At 61.5% G+C, this 20,020-nt stretch carries 15 protein-coding genes; 3 read left to right on the forward strand and 12 right to left on the reverse strand.

Going from position 1 to position 20,020, the window contains the following annotated elements:
- Positions 1–135 precede the first annotated feature (135 nt).
- The gene (locus OKW27_RS19215) at positions 136–1,146 is read left to right on the forward strand and encodes a zinc-dependent alcohol dehydrogenase family protein (protein WP_429334447.1); all 1,011 of its coding nucleotides are present in this window, start codon (positions 136–138) and stop codon (positions 1,144–1,146) included.
- Positions 1,147–1,177: 31 nt separating this feature from the next.
- The gene (locus OKW27_RS19220) at positions 1,178–1,960 is read left to right on the forward strand and encodes a glucose 1-dehydrogenase (protein WP_429334448.1); all 783 of its coding nucleotides are present in this window, start codon (positions 1,178–1,180) and stop codon (positions 1,958–1,960) included.
- 127 nt (positions 1,961–2,087) lie between these two features.
- On the opposite strand, the gene OKW27_RS19225 is transcribed toward OKW27_RS19220, so the two are convergent.
- The 4 genes from OKW27_RS19225 to OKW27_RS19240 form a co-directional block, all read right to left on the reverse strand.
- The gene (locus tag OKW27_RS19225; protein WP_090808802.1) at positions 2,088–4,571 is read right to left on the reverse strand and encodes an efflux RND transporter permease subunit; all 2,484 of its coding nucleotides are present in this window, start codon (positions 4,569–4,571) and stop codon (positions 2,088–2,090) included.
- A gap of 13 nt (positions 4,572–4,584) precedes the next feature.
- Positions 4,585–5,649 carry a WD40/YVTN/BNR-like repeat-containing protein gene (locus tag OKW27_RS19230; RefSeq protein ID WP_429334449.1) on the reverse strand — a complete coding sequence of 355 codons (1,065 nt, stop codon included), beginning with the start codon at positions 5,647–5,649 and terminating at the stop codon, positions 4,585–4,587.
- A 180-nt stretch (positions 5,650–5,829) separates the two neighbouring features.
- Positions 5,830–7,179 (reverse strand): DUF1329 domain-containing protein, encoded by a 1,350-nt coding sequence (locus tag OKW27_RS19235; protein ID WP_090810376.1) that lies wholly within the window; start codon positions 7,177–7,179, stop codon positions 5,830–5,832.
- Positions 7,180–7,193: 14 nt separating this feature from the next.
- Positions 7,194–8,891: a DUF1302 domain-containing protein gene (locus tag OKW27_RS19240; RefSeq protein ID WP_429334450.1), complete on the reverse strand. Its 1,698-nt coding sequence runs from the start codon at positions 8,889–8,891 to the stop codon at positions 7,194–7,196.
- A gap of 1,202 nt (positions 8,892–10,093) precedes the next feature.
- On the opposite strand from OKW27_RS19240, the gene OKW27_RS19245 reads away from it, so the two are divergent.
- Positions 10,094–10,753 carry a TetR/AcrR family transcriptional regulator gene (locus OKW27_RS19245; RefSeq protein WP_429334451.1) on the forward strand — a complete coding sequence of 220 codons (660 nt, stop codon included), beginning with the start codon at positions 10,094–10,096 and terminating at the stop codon, positions 10,751–10,753.
- Between the two features lie 141 nt (positions 10,754–10,894).
- On the opposite strand, the gene OKW27_RS19250 is transcribed toward OKW27_RS19245, so the two are convergent.
- The 8 genes from OKW27_RS19250 to OKW27_RS19285 all read right to left on the reverse strand — a co-directional run bounded on the left by OKW27_RS19250 (position 10,895) and on the right by OKW27_RS19285 (position 19,989).
- A complete protein-coding gene (locus OKW27_RS19250; protein WP_429334635.1) occupies positions 10,895–12,124 on the reverse strand; it encodes a cytochrome P450 in 1,230 nt (409 codons plus the stop codon).
- A 71-nt stretch (positions 12,125–12,195) separates the two neighbouring features.
- A complete protein-coding gene (locus OKW27_RS19255; RefSeq protein WP_429334452.1) occupies positions 12,196–13,329 on the reverse strand; it encodes an acyl-CoA dehydrogenase family protein in 1,134 nt (377 codons plus the stop codon).
- A gap of 9 nt (positions 13,330–13,338) precedes the next feature.
- Positions 13,339–14,547: an acyl-CoA dehydrogenase family protein gene (locus OKW27_RS19260; protein WP_429334453.1), complete on the reverse strand. Its 1,209-nt coding sequence runs from the start codon at positions 14,545–14,547 to the stop codon at positions 13,339–13,341.
- A 139-nt stretch (positions 14,548–14,686) separates the two neighbouring features.
- Entirely contained in the window at positions 14,687–15,556 is an 870-nt protein-coding gene (locus OKW27_RS19265; RefSeq protein WP_090808783.1) for a MaoC/PaaZ C-terminal domain-containing protein, read from the reverse strand.
- A 22-nt stretch (positions 15,557–15,578) separates the two neighbouring features.
- Positions 15,579–16,385 (reverse strand): enoyl-CoA hydratase, encoded by an 807-nt coding sequence (locus OKW27_RS19270; RefSeq protein WP_429334454.1) that lies wholly within the window; start codon positions 16,383–16,385, stop codon positions 15,579–15,581.
- A gap of 17 nt (positions 16,386–16,402) precedes the next feature.
- A complete protein-coding gene (locus tag OKW27_RS19275; RefSeq protein ID WP_429334455.1) occupies positions 16,403–17,569 on the reverse strand; it encodes an acyl-CoA dehydrogenase family protein in 1,167 nt (388 codons plus the stop codon).
- A gap of 34 nt (positions 17,570–17,603) precedes the next feature.
- Positions 17,604–18,758: an acyl-CoA dehydrogenase family protein gene (locus OKW27_RS19280; RefSeq protein ID WP_429334456.1), complete on the reverse strand. Its 1,155-nt coding sequence runs from the start codon at positions 18,756–18,758 to the stop codon at positions 17,604–17,606.
- 31 nt (positions 18,759–18,789) lie between these two features.
- Positions 18,790–19,989 carry an acyl-CoA dehydrogenase family protein gene (locus OKW27_RS19285; RefSeq protein ID WP_429334457.1) on the reverse strand — a complete coding sequence of 400 codons (1,200 nt, stop codon included), beginning with the start codon at positions 19,987–19,989 and terminating at the stop codon, positions 18,790–18,792.
- Between the last annotated feature and the right edge of the window lie 31 nt (positions 19,990–20,020).

Genomic DNA, 20,020 nt, shown 5'->3' on the forward strand with positions numbered 1-20,020 from the left:
TGACGCTCCGAACGCTTTGTTGAACAATGTTCTATATTCTGAACTCATCTTTTTGTAGCTGTCAACGAGAAGAATGAGGAGAACGTCGCTTGTCGCTCAATTCGACGCCCTCGTTCGACACCATGGAGACGACCAATGAAGCTCTATCGATGTGAACGGTTTGAAGGTATTGCGGGTCTGGCACTACGCGAGGAACCCGATCCAGCGCCGCCCGACGCTCATCAGGTCCTGGTACAGGTCAATGCGAGTTCGTTGAATTTCCGCGAGTTGCTGCTGATCAACGGTGCGTATCGCGACTGGATGGCGCCTAACTTCATTCCGGCCTCGGACGGCGCGGGCGTCGTGCTTGCCGTCGGCCCAGGCGTGCAGCGCTTCCGACCCGGCGACCGGGTGATGGCCAATTTCGCGCAGAACTGGCACGGCGGCACCCGCCCGCAACACGCGGATACGCTGGGCCGCGGCGCTATCGTCGAAGGCATGCTGCGCGACAAGGCGGTGCTGAGCGAGGAAGAACTGGTTAGCGTTCCGGATCATCTTTCCGACGAGGAGGCCGCAACGCTGCCTTGCGCCGCGCTCACCGCATGGAACGCGCTGTGCCAGCATGCGCCGCTGCTGCCGGGCCAAACCGTGCTCGTACAGGGCTCTGGCGGGGTATCGCTGTTCGCTCTGCAGCTCGCCCGTCTGTTCGGCGCGCGCGTGATCGCGACTTCGTCGAGCGAAGCGAAGCTCAAACGGCTTGCCGAACTCGGCGCCGACGCCACGATCAACTACCGCGACACGCCGAATTGGGATGACGCCGTGCTGCGCCTGACCGATGGCTTTGGGGTCGATCTGGTCGTCGAGGTGGGCGGCGCCCAAACCTTCGGCAAGTCCATTGCCGCCACTCGCGACAGCGGGCGCATCAGCGTGGTCGGACTGCTGACCGGCGCCCCTTCTCCCGGCGAAGGATTCTTCACGCGCGGACTGTCGATCGCGCCGATCCGCGTCGGCTCCCGTCAGGATTTCGAAGCGATGAACCGCGCGATCGGACTGCACAAGCTCAAGCCCGTCATCGACTCGGTTTATGACTTTGCGCGCGTACCGGATGCGCTGCGGCACCTCGAAAGCCAGCAGCATTTCGGCAAGATCGTCATTCGCCACCGGTAACCAGCCTTCGCATGATCCACGGAGTCAGACTATGAAACTCTTTTCACTGGAAGGACAGATTGCGCTTGTCACCGGCGCGTCGCGCGGCCTCGGTTTCGCCATGGCTGACGCGCTGGCTGCAGCGGGTGCGACGGTAATACTGTGCGCGCGTTCGCGCGCGAGCCTCGAAACCGCTGCGGAATCGATTCGTAAAGCGGGCGGCGACGTCGATATCGAACCGTTCGACCTCACCGATCAGGGCGCAATCAGAAACGGCGTTCGCAACGTCCTTGCACGCCACGGACGCATCGACGTCCTGCTCAACAATGCCGGCATTTGCGAGTGGAGTGATTTTCTGCAGTCGAACCTCGACATGTGGCAAAGAACGATGGATACCAACGTTACGGCCGCCTACGTGATCGCGCAGGAAGTTGCGCGCCAGATGATCGAACGCGGACACGGACGCATCATCAACGTCGGGTCTTATGTGTCGGTGCTCGGTCGCGAGAAGCTGCAGGCATACGTGGCCAGCAAGCACGCGATTGCCGGACTGACGAAATCGCTCGGCGCGGAACTGGGCCGACACGGCATTCGTTGCAACGGCATCTGCCCCGGCTACTTCCTCACCGAAATGGCCGAGCCTGTCACGTCCAACCCGCGGATGAAGGAAATCGTGCGCTCGCATATCTCGGTGGGACGCTGGGGGAACCCCGAGGAACTCGGCGGCGTCGCGGTTTTTCTCGCCTCCGAAGCGAGTTCCTACATGAATGGGCAAATGCTGATGGTCGACGGCGGGGTCTCGGAGATCCTGAGCTTCTCGATGTCCGTGGTGTAGCGCAACGAGCGGTTCGCCCCAACGCGCCGCGTGACCTGCAGGCAACCCGGCCCGCTATCTCCACAGATAGCGGGCCAATTCTTTTGTCCTGCCAGGGTGCCGCTTGAAGAGCGGCACCCGTTCGCAGTCACGACCGCAGCGTTGCCTCACCGCTACAGGCCTCGACCTTCGTGGAACCGGCGGCGCCGCCCTTCGCCACAGCTTTACGCGAAATGCCTTGCAGCAGGAAATGCGACAGCGCCGGAATGAGGATCAGCGCGCCGATCATGTTCCACAGGAACATGAACGTGAGCAGGATGCCCATATCGGCCTGGAACTTGATCGGCGAGAACGCCCACGTTATGACGCCGGCAGCCAACGTCACACCGACCAGCGCCACGACCTTCCCGGTGAACTGCACCGCGTGCCGATAGGCTACACGCAGCGGCTGCCCAGCGCGCTGATACGCGAGCTGCACACTCAGCAGATAGAGCGCATAGTCGACGCCGATGCCCACGCCCAGCGCGATCACCGGCAGCGTTGCCACCTTCACGCCGATGCCGAGCTTGACCATCAGCGCCTCGCACAGCACCGACGTGATCCCGAGCGGCACGACCGCCACCACGACCGCGCGCCAGTTGCGGAACGTGATGAAGCACAGCAGGATCACCGCTGCATACACCATCAACAGCATCGTGCGGTTCGCCTTGGCAACAACGACGTTCGTCACCGCGTCGATGCCCGCCGACCCGGCGACCATCAGGAACTGATGATCGGCGTCGCTATGGGTTTTCGCGAACGCCTCTGCAGCCTCCATCACGCGCGACAGCGTCGCCGCTTTGTGATCGGTCAGATAGGCGATGACCGGTGCGGTGCCGCAGGTCTGGCTCAGCAGATCAGGATGATCGAGCAGGATCTGCCACACCGTCTTGTTCACGATCGAAGGCACGCGGTCGATCGTGTACCACTTCGGGTAGCCCTCGTAGAACCCGGCCGTCACCCAGCGCGCGAGACCGCCGACCGAGGTGGTGGTCTGCACCCCCGGCACGCCCCGCAGTGCGGTTTCGAGCCGGTCCGCCTCGAGCACCAGCGGGAAGTTGTTGGCGTCGCAGGTGCGGTGCGACGACTTGCCGATCACGACGAACAGGTCGCTCGACAGACCGTAGTGCGCGTTGGTGTACGCGTTGTCGAGGTTATAACGCGACTCCGGCCTGAGTTCCGGCGCGCCCGAATCGAGGTCGCCGATCTGCAGGTGCTGACTGATCGACCAGCCGAACACCGTGAGCGCCGCCGCACAAACGATCGCACCGACAGCCCAGCGGCGCTCGGTGAAGCGATCGAGCAGATTCCACAGCGCGCCCGCCGACGAGGTGCCGCGCGCGTCGTTCTGCTCGCCACGCACGCTGCGTCGTGCAGCCGACGGACTCACACCAATGTATGACAGTAGTACCGGCAGCAGCAGCAGGTTGGTGAAGACCAGCACGCCGACGCCAACGCTCGCGGTAAATGCCAGATCCTTGATTACCGGAATGTCGATCACCATCAGCACGGCAAAGCCAACCACGTCCGCGAGCAACGCCGTGAGACCGGCGAGGAAAAGCCGCCGGAACGTGTAGCGCGCCGCCACGTAGCGATGCGTGCCACGCCCGATGTCCTGCGTGATCCCGTTCATCTTCTGCGCGCCATGCGAGACGCCGATCGCGAAAACGAGAAACGGTACGAGCACCGAGTACGGGTCCAGCACATAGCCGAGCGTGCGAATGATGCCGAGCTGCCAGACCACCGCAATCAGCGAACACCCCACCACCAGCAGCGTGCTGCGATAGCAGCGCGTATAGAGAAAGATCACGACGAGGGCGATCCCCGCGGCCACGCCGAAGTACATCGCTACCAGCTTGAGTCCGTCGATCAGGTCGCCGATCAGTTTCGCGAAGCCCACCACGTGAACCCGGACCTCGCCGCGGCCCTCCGCTTTGATGACCTCGTCGATCCGGTGCGAGAGCTTCGCGTAGTCGAGCGGCTTGCCGGTATCGGCGTAATGATCGAGCAGCGGCAGCTGGATCATGCTCGAATGCAGATCGTTCGACACGAGGCTGCCCGCGATGTTGGCGCGGGCAACGTTGGTGCGCAGCTGTTCGACTGCCTGCGCGGACCCGTCGAAGCCGTCCGGCATCACCGGTCCCCCTGCGAAGCCGCGCTCCGTGACCACGTTCCAGCGCACGATCGGCATCCAGAGCGACTTCACGCCAGGCCGGTCGACGCCCGGAATCAGGAACAACGCGTCGTTGATCCGCCGCAGCGCCGCGAGATATTTCGGATCGTAGATGTCACCCGACGGATTCTCGACGACGATCCGCAGCGAATTGCCGAGTCCTTTCAGATCCGCCTTGTTGGCGAGGTAGTTTTTGATGTACGGATGCGACAGCGGAATCATCTTCTCGAAGCTCGCATTCACATCGAGCCGCAGCGCCTGAAATCCCAGCACCGCCGTGATGATCGCGCAGATGATGATGAGCCACGGACGCCGGTTGAAGATCAACCGCTCGAGCGCGTTACCCGAGCGCGTATCGAAGCTGGCAAGATCCGCCACCACGGGCATCTTGTCGAATTGGGCATTGTTGCCGCCAGCCATGTCCTGCTCCCCCTTAGTGCAACTTCGACAATGCGATCCGCGACAGGCCGGCCGCACCGGCCAGCACCGCGGTGTCGCCGCGCAGCGCCATGGCGAAGATGCCGCCCGGCTGGCTCGCGCCGAGTGTATGAAACGTTGCCCCCTGGTCGACGCTCTCGAGCAGCTCGCCCGCCTGAGTCGCGAGAATAAGGTGACCGTTCGGCAGTTCAGCCGAAGCGAGAATGCTCGCGCCGGTCGGCAGCGTGATCTTGTCCCACGTCGCGCCGCCGTCGGTGGAGCGATACGCGTTGCCGAGCAGACCGTAGACGATCAGCGCGTTGTGCGTGGAAGCGAGACCGAAGAAGCTACCCTTCGACGGCGTAGGCACCGCGACGAAACGCTGCTTGTCGGGATCGAGCTTGAGCAGCAGCCCCTGTTCGCCCGCGATATAAAGCGTGCCGTTGATGCGGCGCATCGCATGCAGATTCAGTGCGTTGGGATTGTCGACGCGGTCGAACCAGGGCACCCAGCTCTTGCCGCCGTCGTCGGTATGAAAAATGATGTTGAACGAACCGATGACCCAGCCGGAACGCTCGTCATCGAACCAGACGTCGAGAAACGGACGGCCTCCCTGGTCTGCTTCAAAGCGCTCGGCCTCTTCGCGCGATGCCTTGAGATCAGGTGAATCGCCCGGTTGCTTCGCGTAGTACTCGCTCATCAGCCTGGCCGCCTGCTGGCCGTCGAGCTGTCGCGTCCAGCTATTGCCACCGTCGGTGGTATGGAGCACCTCGCCGTCGTGTCCGACCGCCCAGCCCAGCGCGGCCGACTTGAACGTAACGGCCACCAGATCGGAACTCACCGGCACCTGTACCTGGCGCCAGTGCACGGCGGCGTCGTCCGATACGAGAATTGCTCCGCGCGGACCTACCGCGACCAGGCGCTGTCCCGCCTGCGCCAGCGCCATCAGCGGTTCATGCGCGGCCTGCGGGTTGATGACGGCGGGCGAGCGCATCGGGTCGGCGAATTCGGCGTAGGCCGACCCGCTCGCGGCGCATGCCGCGGCGACGATTGCCAGCCAACGAAACAGGGTCTTGCGCATTGTGTCTCCTTCACAGTAACTGGCGATCGATCACGCGAACAGTCCTGAGCTTTTTATGAAAACTTCTTTGTGCGCCATGCCATAGCCGGCACGGCGCACGTGCTGCGCCCTTCCTTGTGCCCGCCAGGCAAGCCCGGCAGGACGCATCACTCAATACCTCATCCTCAACTCGGCCCGCAATTAGCGCACACCCGCGGATTGCATACGCTCCGGCGTGAAGTAGTCATTTGGGAAATTCACGTTGAAGAAAATCCCGGGCGAGTCCGCCGGATGGCTGCCGAAGATATAAATGCCGCTGTTGAAGTCGTAGAACCAGTTACCGAGCGAATACGGCACCTTGTAGTCGTACGCTGGAACCGTGGTCTCAAAGCCGGCGCGATAGAGCTTGCCGGACTGGTCGTAGGCATCCATCATTCCCCCGCCGCCATCCTCGTCGAAGTACAGCGTCTTCCTGCTGTAGATGTGACGCGCGCCCGGCTTGAGCGTCAGATCCACGACCCATACGCGGTGCAGCTCCCACCGGACATAATCGGGATTCACGAAATGCGGCGTGGTGATCTTGCTGGCCGGCGTGTCGTACTGCTGCTTGTAGTCGTTGTACGGAATGTACATTTCCTTCTTGCCGACCAGCTTCGCGTTCCAGCGATCGATCTTGCCGTAGAACAACTGGATGTCGTCCATCGTGATCGCGCCCGAATAGCCGGGGTTCGGCGTGTCGTAGGCGAGATCGGGCGCCACGCGCACGCGGCGTTGGCCCGGGTTGTATTCCCACGATTGCTGATCGTGATCGGCCGAATCCGTGAAGTACCAGAAGAGCGTCGTGTCGCCAATCAGGCGGGCCGGTGACGCGTAGTCGTTATATACCTCATACCAGATCGCGAGGGGGCCCTTCTTGCGAAACTCCGCTTCGTCCTTCGGCTCGAAATACGGATAGAGCAGCGAACTCTTGAACTGCGCAGCAAGAATCGGCGTGCCGCTCGAATCGACGAGCCACGTCTTCACGTTGTTTTTCTGGGCCGTTCCGACGTAGCGTAATTCCCAGTCCCACAGCGCCTCCTGACCGTTTTTCGGCACCGGGAACGGCTTGCCGCCGAACGCCCCATCGATATAAAGGCCGTTTTTTTCGAGCTTGGCACTTTCCGCGTCCTTTTCCGAGTTCTGGAGATACCAGTCCGGATACGAAACCGAGCGGTGCGTCGGGTAAACGTCCATCCGGTAAGTCGGATAGCGCTTGAACAGCTCGATCGAGGCGGCGCTCAGTTTGTCGGCGTATTGCTGATAGTTCTGAGCCGTGATTTGCAGAACCGGCTTTTCACCAGGAAACGGGTCGGCCCATTTTCCGGAGTCGGCCTTGAACCCGGTCGGAAAGTCCTTGATGCCCCCCGTGTATGCCGGAATCGTGCCGTCCTTGTTGCCGGCAATTTCCGCGCCGAACGGCGTGATCCCACTCTCGATTGCCAGCGTATACGGCGAGGCCCAAACCGCGGCGAGTATCGCCAGCGCCTTAAGAAGCTTTGGGAATCTTTTCACACGTGCCTCCATCATCAAAACGTTGTCTGATAGGTGATGCCGATCCACGACTTGTCGCTGTACGGTGCACCGAGCGCCGTCGCGGCTCCCGCCGTCGAGTACCCCTTCTTGTTCATGTAGTAGGTGTAGGTAATGTCCACCTCATGCTTGTTGTAGATCGTGAAATCAAGCCCGACCACGAAGGTGTTCTGCCCCTGTGCTTCGGCCGCTGGCGCGATGACAGATGAGTAGCCCTTCAGATTCAGATTAACGAACAGCGGCATCGTCAAATCAACCCCAGGGAATACCTGATACCACTGCGGGCTCGCACCAATGCCGATCCCGGCCCAGAAGCGCGTCGAGCAGTTGTTAAACGCGGAGTTGCCCGATGCCGAACATTGGCCCGTGGTGTCATAACTGGAGTTGGCAAAATTCCGCGCATTCGATTGCACGCTTAGCAGCTGGTTGAACGCGAATTCCGCCTGCAGGAACATGTTGTCCCACATGGGCGTCTTGCCGAACGACTGCGTGACGTTCAGCAGACCGTGCAGCGTGCGACCCGTCGGCGCATCGTTGACCGTCGTCGTGTTGACGGCATTGAGTGGCATGTTCCAGCGATACGACAGCTCGCCTGCCACTGCCGAGCTGCCGATCGCACTGTTGAAGCCAGCGCCGATCAGGTTCACGTCGTTGCCGTACTTCGCCGTAACACCGGGAAGGTTGGTGCCCGGGAAGAGTTCGGGTCCGGCACCCGGGAGTAGCACCGCCGCCCACGGCATCTTCATGGCGAAGTGACGGTACGTAAATTCATAGGTCGTTGCGATCGAATCGACACGCCACTTGCCGTCGATGCCGATATCGCCGATCTGGCCTTTCGTCGGCGCGATGCGCGGAATCGCGAATGTGCCCAGCCCCGGAATGTTTTGATAGCTGGCGATCGGAGGTCCGTAAAGAATAGGATCGGCACCGCCGAAATATGTGCCGCCCTCAGGCAGCCGATCGTGATTCCATTCGAACGTGTACTGCGCGCCGAGAGAGAACGTGTCGGTAATGTTCGTCGTCACGTCGGCCTGAGCCGTCGGCAACACGATTTCCTTGAGCGAAGCGCTCGGGCTCTGCGTCAGTTTCATCAGGTCGAGCGGCTGCTGACCGATGGCCACCGAGTTCGCGCCACCCAGCGTAGCAAACGCCGACTGCCCCCAGGTGACTGCCGTCCGGCCGAGCTTGACGTTGACAGAGTGACCACCGAGGTCAAAAGTGTGGAACACGAACGCATCACGCAGCTCCGCGCTCGGCCCCTGGTAGTACTTCTTGATGTAGCTGGTGTACTCGTTGTTCGGATAGTTCGGAGGAAATGCAGGATTGCTCGTATTGTGATTCTTGAACGTCGGGTCGTACCACGCGTCCATACTGATGCGGAAGCCGGACGTGTCCTTGTACTTGAAATCGAATTCGCTGTAGAGGTTCAGCATCGACTGGATCGTGCTGAACTTCGGCGTCGATAGATCGCCTTCGTCGTAGGTCGGGCTGTTCGTGTAGAAGTGGCTCGGGTTCTGAAGCCGGATGCCGTAGTCCGCACGCACCGTGTTGTCCCATTCCATGTCGATGTCCGGGTTCGGCACATCGAAGTGGAAGGCGTTGGCGTTCGCGCTCCACAACCCGCACGCTGCAGCGATGCAGGTCGCGTGCACGCCAAGGCTGATCGCACTTGGCTTTAGACTCTTCTGTTTCATGCGTCTCCTCTTGTCTTTGTCGCGCTGCCGCAGAAAAGGCCCAGGCCGTTGGACTGCCGCAGACTTTTGCAATGAAGCGAAACCGGCCTCCCTACCTCGTCAGCATCGCGCCTCGGATACCTCCGACAGCGTCACCAGAATGCGAATGCTGTTCGGAAAGATAAACGCTCGAAACTCGACTGTCAACGCTCGCTCACCCCTAAGTGATGCAATTTTCCGAACGACGTTCAAAACGCGGGGTAAACGTGGATTTGAGTTTGGTGATGAACTCGAAGCGGTCCGCGCATGGCCGCGTGACGCTGACGAGACAGTGGCGACGCTTGCATTTGCGAGGTGTCCGATTCGACTGCGCAGATTGACGATGCAAACCATGGATGGCTTTCGGAAAACCGTCCGAGCCGACGATGAATCAATAGCTTGTGCGATCGGATCAGTTTCCTTTGCAGTCCTTTTGTATAGGCTGGTCATGGACCGCGATCAGACGAATCCCTTATCCCGTTCCTGCGTAGAAGTGCCTTTCTGGTTTGCGGGGAGGAGGCGGGAACACGCGCCATGCCCCGTCGTCGTGCCGAAAGAAGAATATCGCGAGGGAGTTCTCAGCGGCGGACGACCGCGCAAGTACACACCTCGTTTGGCCTGAATTTGCGAAAGTACATCGGGTGATGTGCACCGAGGTGGTTGCAGTGGGCGCAATCCACTTGTCGATCAGCCAACGCAAAGAACCTTCCCCAACCTTCATGTCCAGCTCCTTCTACGACCTGTGCGCGCTGCTGACATCACAACCACGAACGCAAATTGGCGACTCTAACGGGCCAACCCCAAACCCTGCGAATCCGCTGCTTCGGCTTGCGATACAGCGGGAATGGTCGGGTTCCGGCGTAATGTGTCGATTGACTAAATAGTAGTAGTCAGCCGACCCATTATCAAGCCCAGATGACACTAGGGGAAATGCTGGTATGGACAAATCTACCCTTTATTCGGGTAGGATATGTGATGTCGCGAGGGACTGGATCAGACTTTATCTAAAAGCTAATTAGTCAGAGGACGCATATTTATTCGTCATCTGACTATCATCAGATTAATGCCGGCGCTGCCCGATCAGGATCGAACGGCGCTCGTATCAGGCGGGGTATAGCCCGCAGATACACATCCCGGACTGACAACGAGCGAGAGGACAGCAGACGCCAAGGAGAGCACAACAGATGAAAGACCTGACCATCTCATCGGCAGACCTCGGCAACACGGCAGCAGACGGGCCCAAACGGCGCGGGAACAGAACGACCCGCGTGCCCGCCATCATCGAAGTGGCGATCGAGGTCTTCGCATCCGAAGGTAACGCTGGTTTCACTCAACGCCGAATTGCCAGCGAGGCAGGGATTCGACTGAGGACCTTGCAGCACTACTTCAGCACCCGCGAAGAACTATTGCGGGCCACGATCGAGGCATACACGGATCGCTATTTCGAGCACTATCGGGCGATCGCCCAAGACAAATCCCGGTCACCGGAAGCGCGACTGGATGTCATCGTCGACGAGGCGTTCTCCGTACTGACGGCGAGTGGCGGAAACCGCGTTAGCGCCTTCGTGCTGGAATGCTGGAGCCTCGCAGAGCACGAGCCCTTTCTGCATGCCCTGATGGCGAAATCTACCGCGGATTTTCAGGGTCTCCTGGCGGAACTGATCGCGCAGATCAACCCAACCTTGCCCTCGGGAGAATGCACGTTGCGCGGCGCCCTGCTCCTTTCACATCTGCACGGTCTGGTCGTCTTTCTTCGCCGGTCCGGCGCGGACACAGTGAATGCGGACTCGTTCCGTCACGCCATGAAGGTCGTCTGGCGAGCGTTGAGCAAGGCATCTCCATAGAACTGCAAGGCAGGTTCTTGTGCCAGAATCGCGCCCGGATGGAGCGGTCGGCGCGCCATGTGGCGGGCGCACCGAGCCGCAGATCGCCTTCTACAGACGCACATGATCACAATGGCCAGCTCAGGCCATTGTGATCGATCCTCAGCGGACCACGTCCCAGACAAGAGGCAAGTGGTATAGCGTGCCGTTCACACCTCCGTGGACACCCGCTTTCTCGCCAGGCCTGATCTGGAAATCGGGAATCCGCTTAAGCCATTCCTGAAGGAAAACCTTCAACTCCACGCGCGCAAGGAACGAGCCGGGACAACGATGCGCGCCATTGCCGAACGTCGAATGAATCGGCGTGGGCCGAGCGAAATCGACGCTCAGCGGATCGTCGAACTTCCTCTCGTCCAGACCGTGCAGTGTGGTCGGCATGATGATCATGTCACCCGCCTTCATCTGCACGCCCTTGTACTCGAAATCGTGTGTGATCCGCCGCCCTTGATTGACCACCGGGAAGCGCCGCAGAAGCTCGTCCACGGCCTTCTGCGTCAGTTCGGGGTTGTCGATGAGCTGCTTGCGGTGGGCGGGGCTGCCGGCGAGGAATCGCGCGATAAAGCCCATTGCCGAGGCAACCGTGTCGAGGCCGCCAATCAGCACGAGACCACAGAGCCCCCGCACTTCTTCGTCGGTGAGCGCGCGCCCGTCGATCTTCGAATGGACAATCTTGCTGATGAGATCGTCACCCGGGTTCGCGCGGCGTTCCGCAATCCTCACCCCCAGGTACTGAAAAATCGCACCGAGCGCCTTGAGCTTCTCGTTCGCATCGACCGGGCGGACCATCTTGTCAGCGAGGCCGAGCAAGTACTCGCGATCCTCGGCGGGCAGCGCCACCATGTTCATGAAAATGCCGATCGGAAGATGCTGCGCAAACCCCGATACGAATTCCACCTCGCCCTTAGGATAAAAGCCGTCGATCAGTTCGATCGCCATTTCGCGCGCCTTCTCCTCGAGCTTGCCGATTGCCTGCGGCATGAACGCCGGCGCGATCAGCGCGCGATAGGCGGTGTGCTGCGGAGGATCGAAAAAGATCGGCGGCAACGGTTGATGCTCGACGAGCGGCACTGTCAGCTGCTTCGACGAGAAATTCTCGTAGTCCTTGAGGATGTGATAGATGTCATCGCCGCGCGTCGCGATCCAGTGTCCGCCGTTGCGGGGTGTCCAGAGAATGTCGGGAATGCCTTCGGCGTGCAACTGCTTGAGCGAGAGATGGTAGTCGTCTTCGGCACCCGGCGGATTGTAGATATCGATGTCGAACACTCGTTCAGGCAATACGTGCGCGGGAATTGGCGCCAGATCCGGAGTCCCGCCATGAGCAGCTACTGACATTAGTTGTCTCCTTTCTTCGAATCGACCGGCATGGGCGGCCGGGACCATTCTCGTCGTCTGATTAACTGCAATTACAGGAACGCACCGTACAGTTCGAGATGGTGTTCGGTGTTTCCCCAAGTCATGTCGATGCAGGTGAGCCGCTTCACGTACCACCCCACCGCCAGTTCGTCCGTCATGCCCATTCCGCCGTGCAGTTGCACCGCTTGCTGAGCGACGAAGCGTGCACTACGGCCAATCAGCGCCTTTGCGGCTGTAACAGCACGATGGGCTTCCAGGTCATCGTCCTCGCCAAGTTTCGCGGCAGCAAAGAAGACCATCGATTTCGCCTGCTCTACCGCGGTCAAAATATCGGCGGCGCGATGCTGCAGCGCCTGGAATTTGCCGATCGGCGAACCAAACTGCTTTCGCGTGCGCAGGTATTCAAAGGTCAGATCGCTCAGCCGCGACATCGCGCCGACCGCTTCCGCGCACAGCGCGAAAATGCCTTGATCGACGGCCCATTCGAGCAACGGGTAGCCCTGATCGACGGCGCCGATGACAGCAGTTACACCGACGTGTACGTCGTCCAGCACTACCTCGGCGACACGCTGCCCGTCGAGTGCCGGAAATCCTTTGACGCTCACACCTTGCGTTCGCGCACCGACGGCGAAGAGTGTGATGCCGTGCCTATCGGTCTGCTCGCCTGCGCTACGCGCCGAAACCAGCAGAATGTCCGCGCTGTCGCCGTGCAGTACAACGCCTTTGCGTCCATTCAGGATGAACCCGTCACGCGTTGGCTCGGCCCTCGTCGCGACGTTCCACAAATCGAAACGCGCACCAGGTTCGAGCGTCGCGAGCGCGGTCTTCAGGCTGCCGTCGGCGATACCGGCCAGCAGCTCGGCCTTGCGCGACTCGTGTCCTGCGCGCCCGATCAGCTTCGCGCCGATCACGGCCGTCGAAACAAACGGCTCCAGTACGAGCCCACGGCCGAAGGCCTCCATCACGAGCATGGTCTCGACCGGCCCCGTGCCAAGGCCGCCATGATCCTGCGGCACGTTCAGCGCCAGCACGCCCATTTCGGCCAGCGTAGTCCAGTGCGCAGCCGACCAGCCCGCGGGCGTAGCGGCGAGACGGCGCCTCGCCTCGAAGTCGTATTCCTTTTCGACGAAACGGCCGACCACGTCGGCCAGCATCTGTTCCTCTTCAACCAGCGTGAAGTCCATGGCGTGTCCTCAGATGCCGAGCGCCTGCTTGGCGATGATGTTTTTCTGCACTTCAGTCGAGCCGCCGTAGATCGAAATCTTGCGCCAGTCCAGGTAGTGCGCGGCCAGCGCGTTGAGCAGCTCGCCGTTCGCGGTTTCGCCGCGCCAGTGCGCCTCCAGCGCTTCGCTTACAAAAGGCACCGCATAGGGGCCTGCGCATTCCATGATCAGCTCCGTAAGCTCCTGCTGAATCTCCGAACCGCGGATTTTCAGCACCGAAGCCTCCGGTCCGATCGGACGTCCTGCAGTTTCGGCTGAGACGACGCGCAGCAGCGACCATTCTTGCGCGATCAAATCGATTTCCACCCTGGCGATGCGATCGCGAAAGCGAACGTCCTCGATGAGAGGCTTGCCGTGCTTACGCTCGGTGCTGGCAATCTCCTTCAGACGTCGCATGAAACGCTTGCAGTTGCCGAGGCCGGCGATATTGGTCCGCTCGTGGCCGAGCAGATACTTGGCGATCGACCAGCCGCGATGCTCCTCGCCGACGAGATTGCTCACTGGCACTGCCACATTGTCGAAGAACACTTCGTTGACGTCGTGGCCGCCGTCAAGCGTGCGGATGGGTCTGACCGTAATGCCGGGCGTCGACATACCGATCAGCAGGAACGAGATGCCTTCCTGTGGGCGGCCGCTGCCATCCGTGCGGACCAGGCAGAAAATCCAGTTCGCCCATTGGGCAAACGAGGTCCAGATCTTCTGGCCGTTGACGACGTAGAACGGTTGACCGTCGCGCTCGACACGGTCCGCACGCGTCTTGAGCGACGCCAGATCGGAACCCGCACCCGGCTCGGAGTAACCCTGACACCACCAGTCCTCCATCGAGATGATGCGCGGCAGGAACCGTTCGCGCTGCGCGTCGGTGCCGAACTTCTGGATTACAGGTCCAACCATCGAAAGGCCAAACGGCATCTGGCGCGGCGCGCCGGCGGTAAAGCATTCCTCGTCGAAAATGTTGCGCTGCGCGGCATTCCAGGCGGCGCCGCCGAATTGCGCGGGCCATGCAGGTGCGCCCCATCCCTTCGCGGCCAGAATGCGTTGCCAGCGCACGTAGTCTTCGCGCGGCACATGGCGGAAGTTCAGCACCCGTTCACGCATGTCGTCGGGCAAATGAGTCGCTACGAATTCGCGCACCGTGGCGCGAAATTCCTTGTCGGCGGGACTCTCTTTCAGGTCCATTTCAGCCTCCCGCCGGGCCGCCCCCAAGGGAGGCTGAAGCCCCCCCGGGGGGCCGCGAACAACAGTGAGCATGGGGGTCGTTTCATTTCAGGCTCCAGTCGCGGCCCGGCAAAGCACGTCGGCGCTGCCGGGCGCGGTTTCAGGCAATCTCCACGATTCCGTTGTTCAGCACCACCACATCGCGTGCGTCGACGCGCGCCCGCAGATGCAGACGCGTGTCACTGTCCCGCCAGAACTGGAAGCGCACTTCTTCGCCGGGGTACACCGGCGCAGTCAGGCGCAAGGCGAGTCGCTTCAGACGCTTTGCGTCGTTGCCCGCGAAGGTGCGAATCGCGGCGTAACCCGCCATGCCATAGGTCGCGAGGCCGTGAAGAATAGGCCGGTTGAATCCGGCTTTCGACGCCACCTCCGGGTCCGCGTGCAAGGGATTGGCGTCGCCCGAAAGGCGGTAGATCAACGCTGCATGCGCGCCGGTCGAAAACACGTATTCCGCGTCCGGGGCGCGCTCCGGCACAGCCGGAAGCGCTTCGGGCGGCGCGTCGCTCGCGCCCGACCCGGCGCTGAACCCTCCGTCGCCGCGCAGAAAGGACACCTGCCGGACTTCGGCAAGTTGTTCGCCCGTCGAGGCGTCGATGATGTCACGCTTGAGTTCGACGATCGCGCCCTTGCCCGCGCCCTTGTCCGAGATGCGGCTCACCCGCGTCTTGCTGACGATGGTCGCTGCAACCGGCATCGGGCGCATGAAGCGAACGTCCTGCTCACCGTGCACGAGCTTCAGGTAGTCGATGCCCGTACGCGAATCGCGCATCCACGATTTCGGCCACGCGAACGCGGCCGCGCAAGTCGGCATCGCTTGCAGGTCCTTTTCATAGACGTAGCGTAGCTGTTCTGCGTCCAGCGGGTCTGCGCCCAACCCGAGACCCAGCGAATACAGCATCACGTCGCGCTCGCTATATGTCTGCGTGACATCTTCGATCGGCCAGTTCTTGACGACTTCGTAGTTCAGCATGAGGTGGTAGTCCTATGTGTGCTCAGTAGTCCGTGAAGTTGGGCTTGCGCTTCTCGAGAAAGCTCGCCATGCCTTCCTTGTAGTCATCGCACTGGTTGGCGATCGGCATGTCCAACCCGGCGTGTATCACCGCCTCGTGGGGCGTCTGGAACGGCACCTCCCAGACCTGCTCCTTCATGATGCGCATCGAGCGCGGCGAGCAGTACTCCGCCATTTCACGCGCGTACGCGTAGGTCTCCTCGACCAGCTTGTCCGCCGGAATTGCCCGATTCACGAGTCCCATACGTTCGGCTTCGCGCCCCTTGATCTTGCGTCCCGACAGCAGCAGGTCGAGCGCGTGTGCCTGGCCGACGTGACGCGCGAGTATCCAGGCCATGCCGTATTCCGCGCTCAGGCCGCGGCGCGCGAATGCCGTCGTGATGGTCGCGTCTTCGGACGCAAAGCGGATGTCGCAGAAAAGGGCGTGGATCAGGCCAATGCCGACGGTGGCGCCGTTGAGCATCGCGATCACCGGCTTCGGAATGGCCGGGTAGTAAGAGCAGCGCGTTTGCCAGTCGGCGCGCTTGCGCATATCGAACGGACGCGGGAGCTTCGTCATGAGCGCGGCGGGATCACCGCCGAAGCTGTGAATATCGCCGCCCGCGCAAAACGCCTTGCCCGCGCCGGTGAAAACGATCACGCGAACGCCACGGTCCGAGCCGGCCGCCTGCATTGCCTCGTACACCTCGGTCGCCACCTGGTCGTTCCAGGTGTTCATGTGTTCCGGGCGGTTCAGCGTGATCGTCGCTATCCGGTCCTTGACGTCGTACAAAATGGTCTCGAAGCGCATGATCTCCTCCTCGAAGTTCAGAATGAACGCGGCAGGTCGAGCACGTGCTCGGCGACGTAGGACAGGATCAGGTTCGTCGAAATCGGCGCCACCTGATAGAGCCGCGTTTCGCGGAACTTGCGTTCGACATCGTATTCGCAAGCGAAACCGAAGCCGCCATGGGTCTGCAGACAGGCATTCGCGGCTTTCCACGAAGCCGTGGCCGCGAGATGCTTCGCCATGTTCGCTTCCGCGCCGCACGGTTGATGGTTGTCGAACAGTTCGCAGGCCTTGTAGCGCATCAGATCCGCCGCGCGCACGTCGATGTAGGCCTCGGCGATCGGGAACTGGATGCCCTGGTTCATACCGATGGGCCGGTCGAACACGATACGCTCGCTGGCGTACTTCGACGCGCGCTCGACGAACCAGTAGCCGTCGCCAATGCACTCGGCCGCGATCAGTGCGCGCTCGGCGTTGAGTCCGTCGAGGATGTACTTGAAGCCCTTGCCTTCCTCGCCAATCAGGTTCTCTTCAGGAATCTCCAGATTGTCGAAGAACAGCTCGTTCGTCTCGTGATTGACCATGTTCGGAATCGGCCGCACGGTCAGGCCATTGCCGATAGCCTGGTGCAGGTCCACGAGAAAGCACGACAGCCCCGCCGACTTCTTCTTCACGTCCGACAACGGCGTGGTGCGTGCGAGCAGGATCATCATGTCCGAATGCTGCACGCGTGATATCCACACCTTCTGGCCGTTCACCACGTACCGGTCGTCTCTTTTTACAGCAGTGGTCTTCAGCTTCGTCGTGTCCGTTCCGGTGGTCGGTTCGGTCACAGCCATCGATTGCAGACGCAATTCTCCGCTCGCGATCTTCGGCAGGTATTTGCGCCTTTGCGCCTCCGAGCCGTTTCTGAGCAGCGTATTCATGTTGTACATCTGGCCATGACAAAAGCCAGAGTTGCCGCCGTTGCGGTTGATCTCCTCCATGATCACGGACGCCTCGGTCAACCCGAGACCTGAACCGCCATACTCCTGAGGGATCAGCGCGGCCATCCAGCCGGCCTTCGTCAGCGCGTCCACAAACGCCTCGGGATAGACGCGCTCGTGATCGATACGGCGCCAGTACTCGTCGGGGTACTCCTTCGAGAGGTCGCGCAAGGCGTCGCGCAGTTCCTGATATTGATCGGGTGGGGAAATTCGGCTCATGAATGGTTTCCGTTTGCTTGGCTGGACGCGCGGCTCACGCTGCTGCATCGATCAGTCCGCCTGCATTGGCGAGCTGGGTCAGATGATGTTCGGTCGAACCGAACTGGATATCGATCACGCTCAGGCGTCTCAGGTAGTGACCGATCTTGCACTCCTCGGTCATCCCGATGCCGCCGTGCAATTGCACGCCTTGTTGACCGACGAAGCGGCCCGAGCGCCCGATCTGCACTTTCGCCGCCGACATATTGCGATCGCGTTCCGCCGGGTCCGGCTCCTCGCTCATCATGGTCGCGAAGAGCGCCATGCTGCGCGCCTGCTCCACCATGACGAGCATGTCGACTGCACGATGCTGGAGCGCCTGGAATGATCCGATAGGCACCCCGAACTGCTTGCGGACCTTCAGGTACTCCACGGTTTCTTCGTGCGCAGCTGCCATTGCACCTACGGCTTCCGCGCTCACTGCCGCGATCGCGTGCGCAACGACCGTTTCGATGAGCGGCAATGCAGCGCCCGCCAGGCCCAGAACGTCGCTATCCGGAACGCGCACCCGCGACAACTCGACGTCGGCCGCACGCAGCCGGTCTTGCGTCGGATACGGGTGGCGCGTCACGCCCTGCGCGTCGGCCCTGACCACGAACAGCCCGATGCCGTCACGCTCGCGCCTCCCACCGGACACGCGCGCCGACACCACGAGAAGGTCGGCGCTACCGCCGTGGAGGACAACGCGCTTGGCGCCGTCGAGCACCCAGCCGGCGGCTTCGCGTCGTGCGGTGGTCGCAACGTCCGCGAGGTCGTACCGCGCCTGCGCCTCGCTGTGCGCGAACGCCATCTGCGACTCGCCCTGCGCAATCTGCGGCAGAATCGCCGCGCGTTGCGCCGCGTTGCCGCCAAGCCGCACCAAGCCGCCGCCCAGCACGACCGTCGCAAGATACGGTTCGACCGCGAGAGCGCGGCCCAACGCCTCCATCACGATCATCGTTTCGACAGGGCCGCAGTGGCTGCCGCCGTATTCCTCGTCAAACGAAAGGCCCAACAGACCCATGTCGGCGTAACGCGCCCAAAGCTCGCGGCTGAAACCGTCCGGCTCAGCGAGATACTTCGCGCGCTGCTCGAACCCGTACTCGTCTTTGACGAGCCGGTCGACGCTGTCCTTGAGCATGCGTTGCTCATCGGTGAAATCAAAGTCCATATCTGAAGCTTCTCCGCAGTTCGCCCGTCGCTCAAAGTCCGAGTACGGACTTGGCGAGAATGTTCTTCTGAATCTCGTTGGAGCCGCCCACGATCGAGACATGACGCGCGAAGTAGTGATTCGGCGCAACGGTGAGCGCCCATTGGGGTTCGCGAACCGGATCGGCAAGCCCCCGCAGGAAGTCGAGGTCGAGCGGTAGAGCATCCGGCCCTGCCACCTCGAGGAGCAATTCAGCTGCGAGTTGCTGCAGCTCCGAACCCTTGATCTTCAGGATCGAAGTCTTCGGGTCGGGCACGTGGCTCTGCTGCGCGCTGCTCTCGGCGATCACGCGCATCTGCGTCATCTCCAGGGCCTTCAGCTCGACCTCGACTGCCGCGACACGTTCGCGAAAACGCGGGTCGTCCCACAGCACACCGTCGCCGCAGGGCACGCGCTTCGCAAGATCCTTCGCGTGACGCACGCGCATCTTCGAAACGCCCACGCGCGCAATGCCGCTGCGCTCGTTGCCGAGCAGATACTTGGCGTAGTCCCAACCCTTGTTCTCCTCGCCAATGCGATTCGCAACCGGCACCCGCACGTTGTCGAAGAACACCTCGTTGGTTTCATGGTGGCCGTCGATCGTGATGATCTGGCGGACGGTCAGGCCCGGTGTCTTCATGTCGATCAGCAGGTACGTGATGCCCTGCTGTTTCTTGCCGCTCGAATCCGTGCGTACGAGACAGAACATCCAGTCCGCGTGATGCGCCGTCGAAGTCCAGAGCTTCTGGCCGTTGATCACGTAGTGGTCCCCGTCGCGCACCGCCTGGGTCCGCAGCGCGGCCAGGTCCGAACCGGCTCCGGGCTCGGAGAATCCCTGGCAGAACCAGTATTCGAGGCTCGCGATGCGAGGCAGGAAATGGCGCTTCTGCTCCTCGCTGCCGAACGCGATCAAAACCGGACCGATCATGTTCACGTTGAATGACAGCGTCTCGGGCGCCGGGGCCATGTGCAGCTCTTCCTTGAAGATGTATTGCTGCACCGCGCTCCAGCCCGTCCCGCCCCACGCCTTGTCCCACGCTGGCGTCGCCCAGCCGCGCTCGTAGAGCATGCGTTGCCAGCGGCGCAGGTCGGCCGCCGAATAGCGCTGCCCCAAGGTAGCTTTGCGTCGGATGTCGGCCGGCAGCGCTTCCTTGAAGAAGGCTCTGACCTCATTGCGGAACGCCAGCTCTTCGTCGGTATATCGCAGATCCATGAGTGTCTCGTTTCGTCTTTATGGGTCGCCT

Source organism: Paraburkholderia sp. 35.1 (genome assembly GCF_050436525.1).
Lineage (GTDB): Bacteria > Pseudomonadota > Gammaproteobacteria > Burkholderiales > Burkholderiaceae > Paraburkholderia > Paraburkholderia tuberum.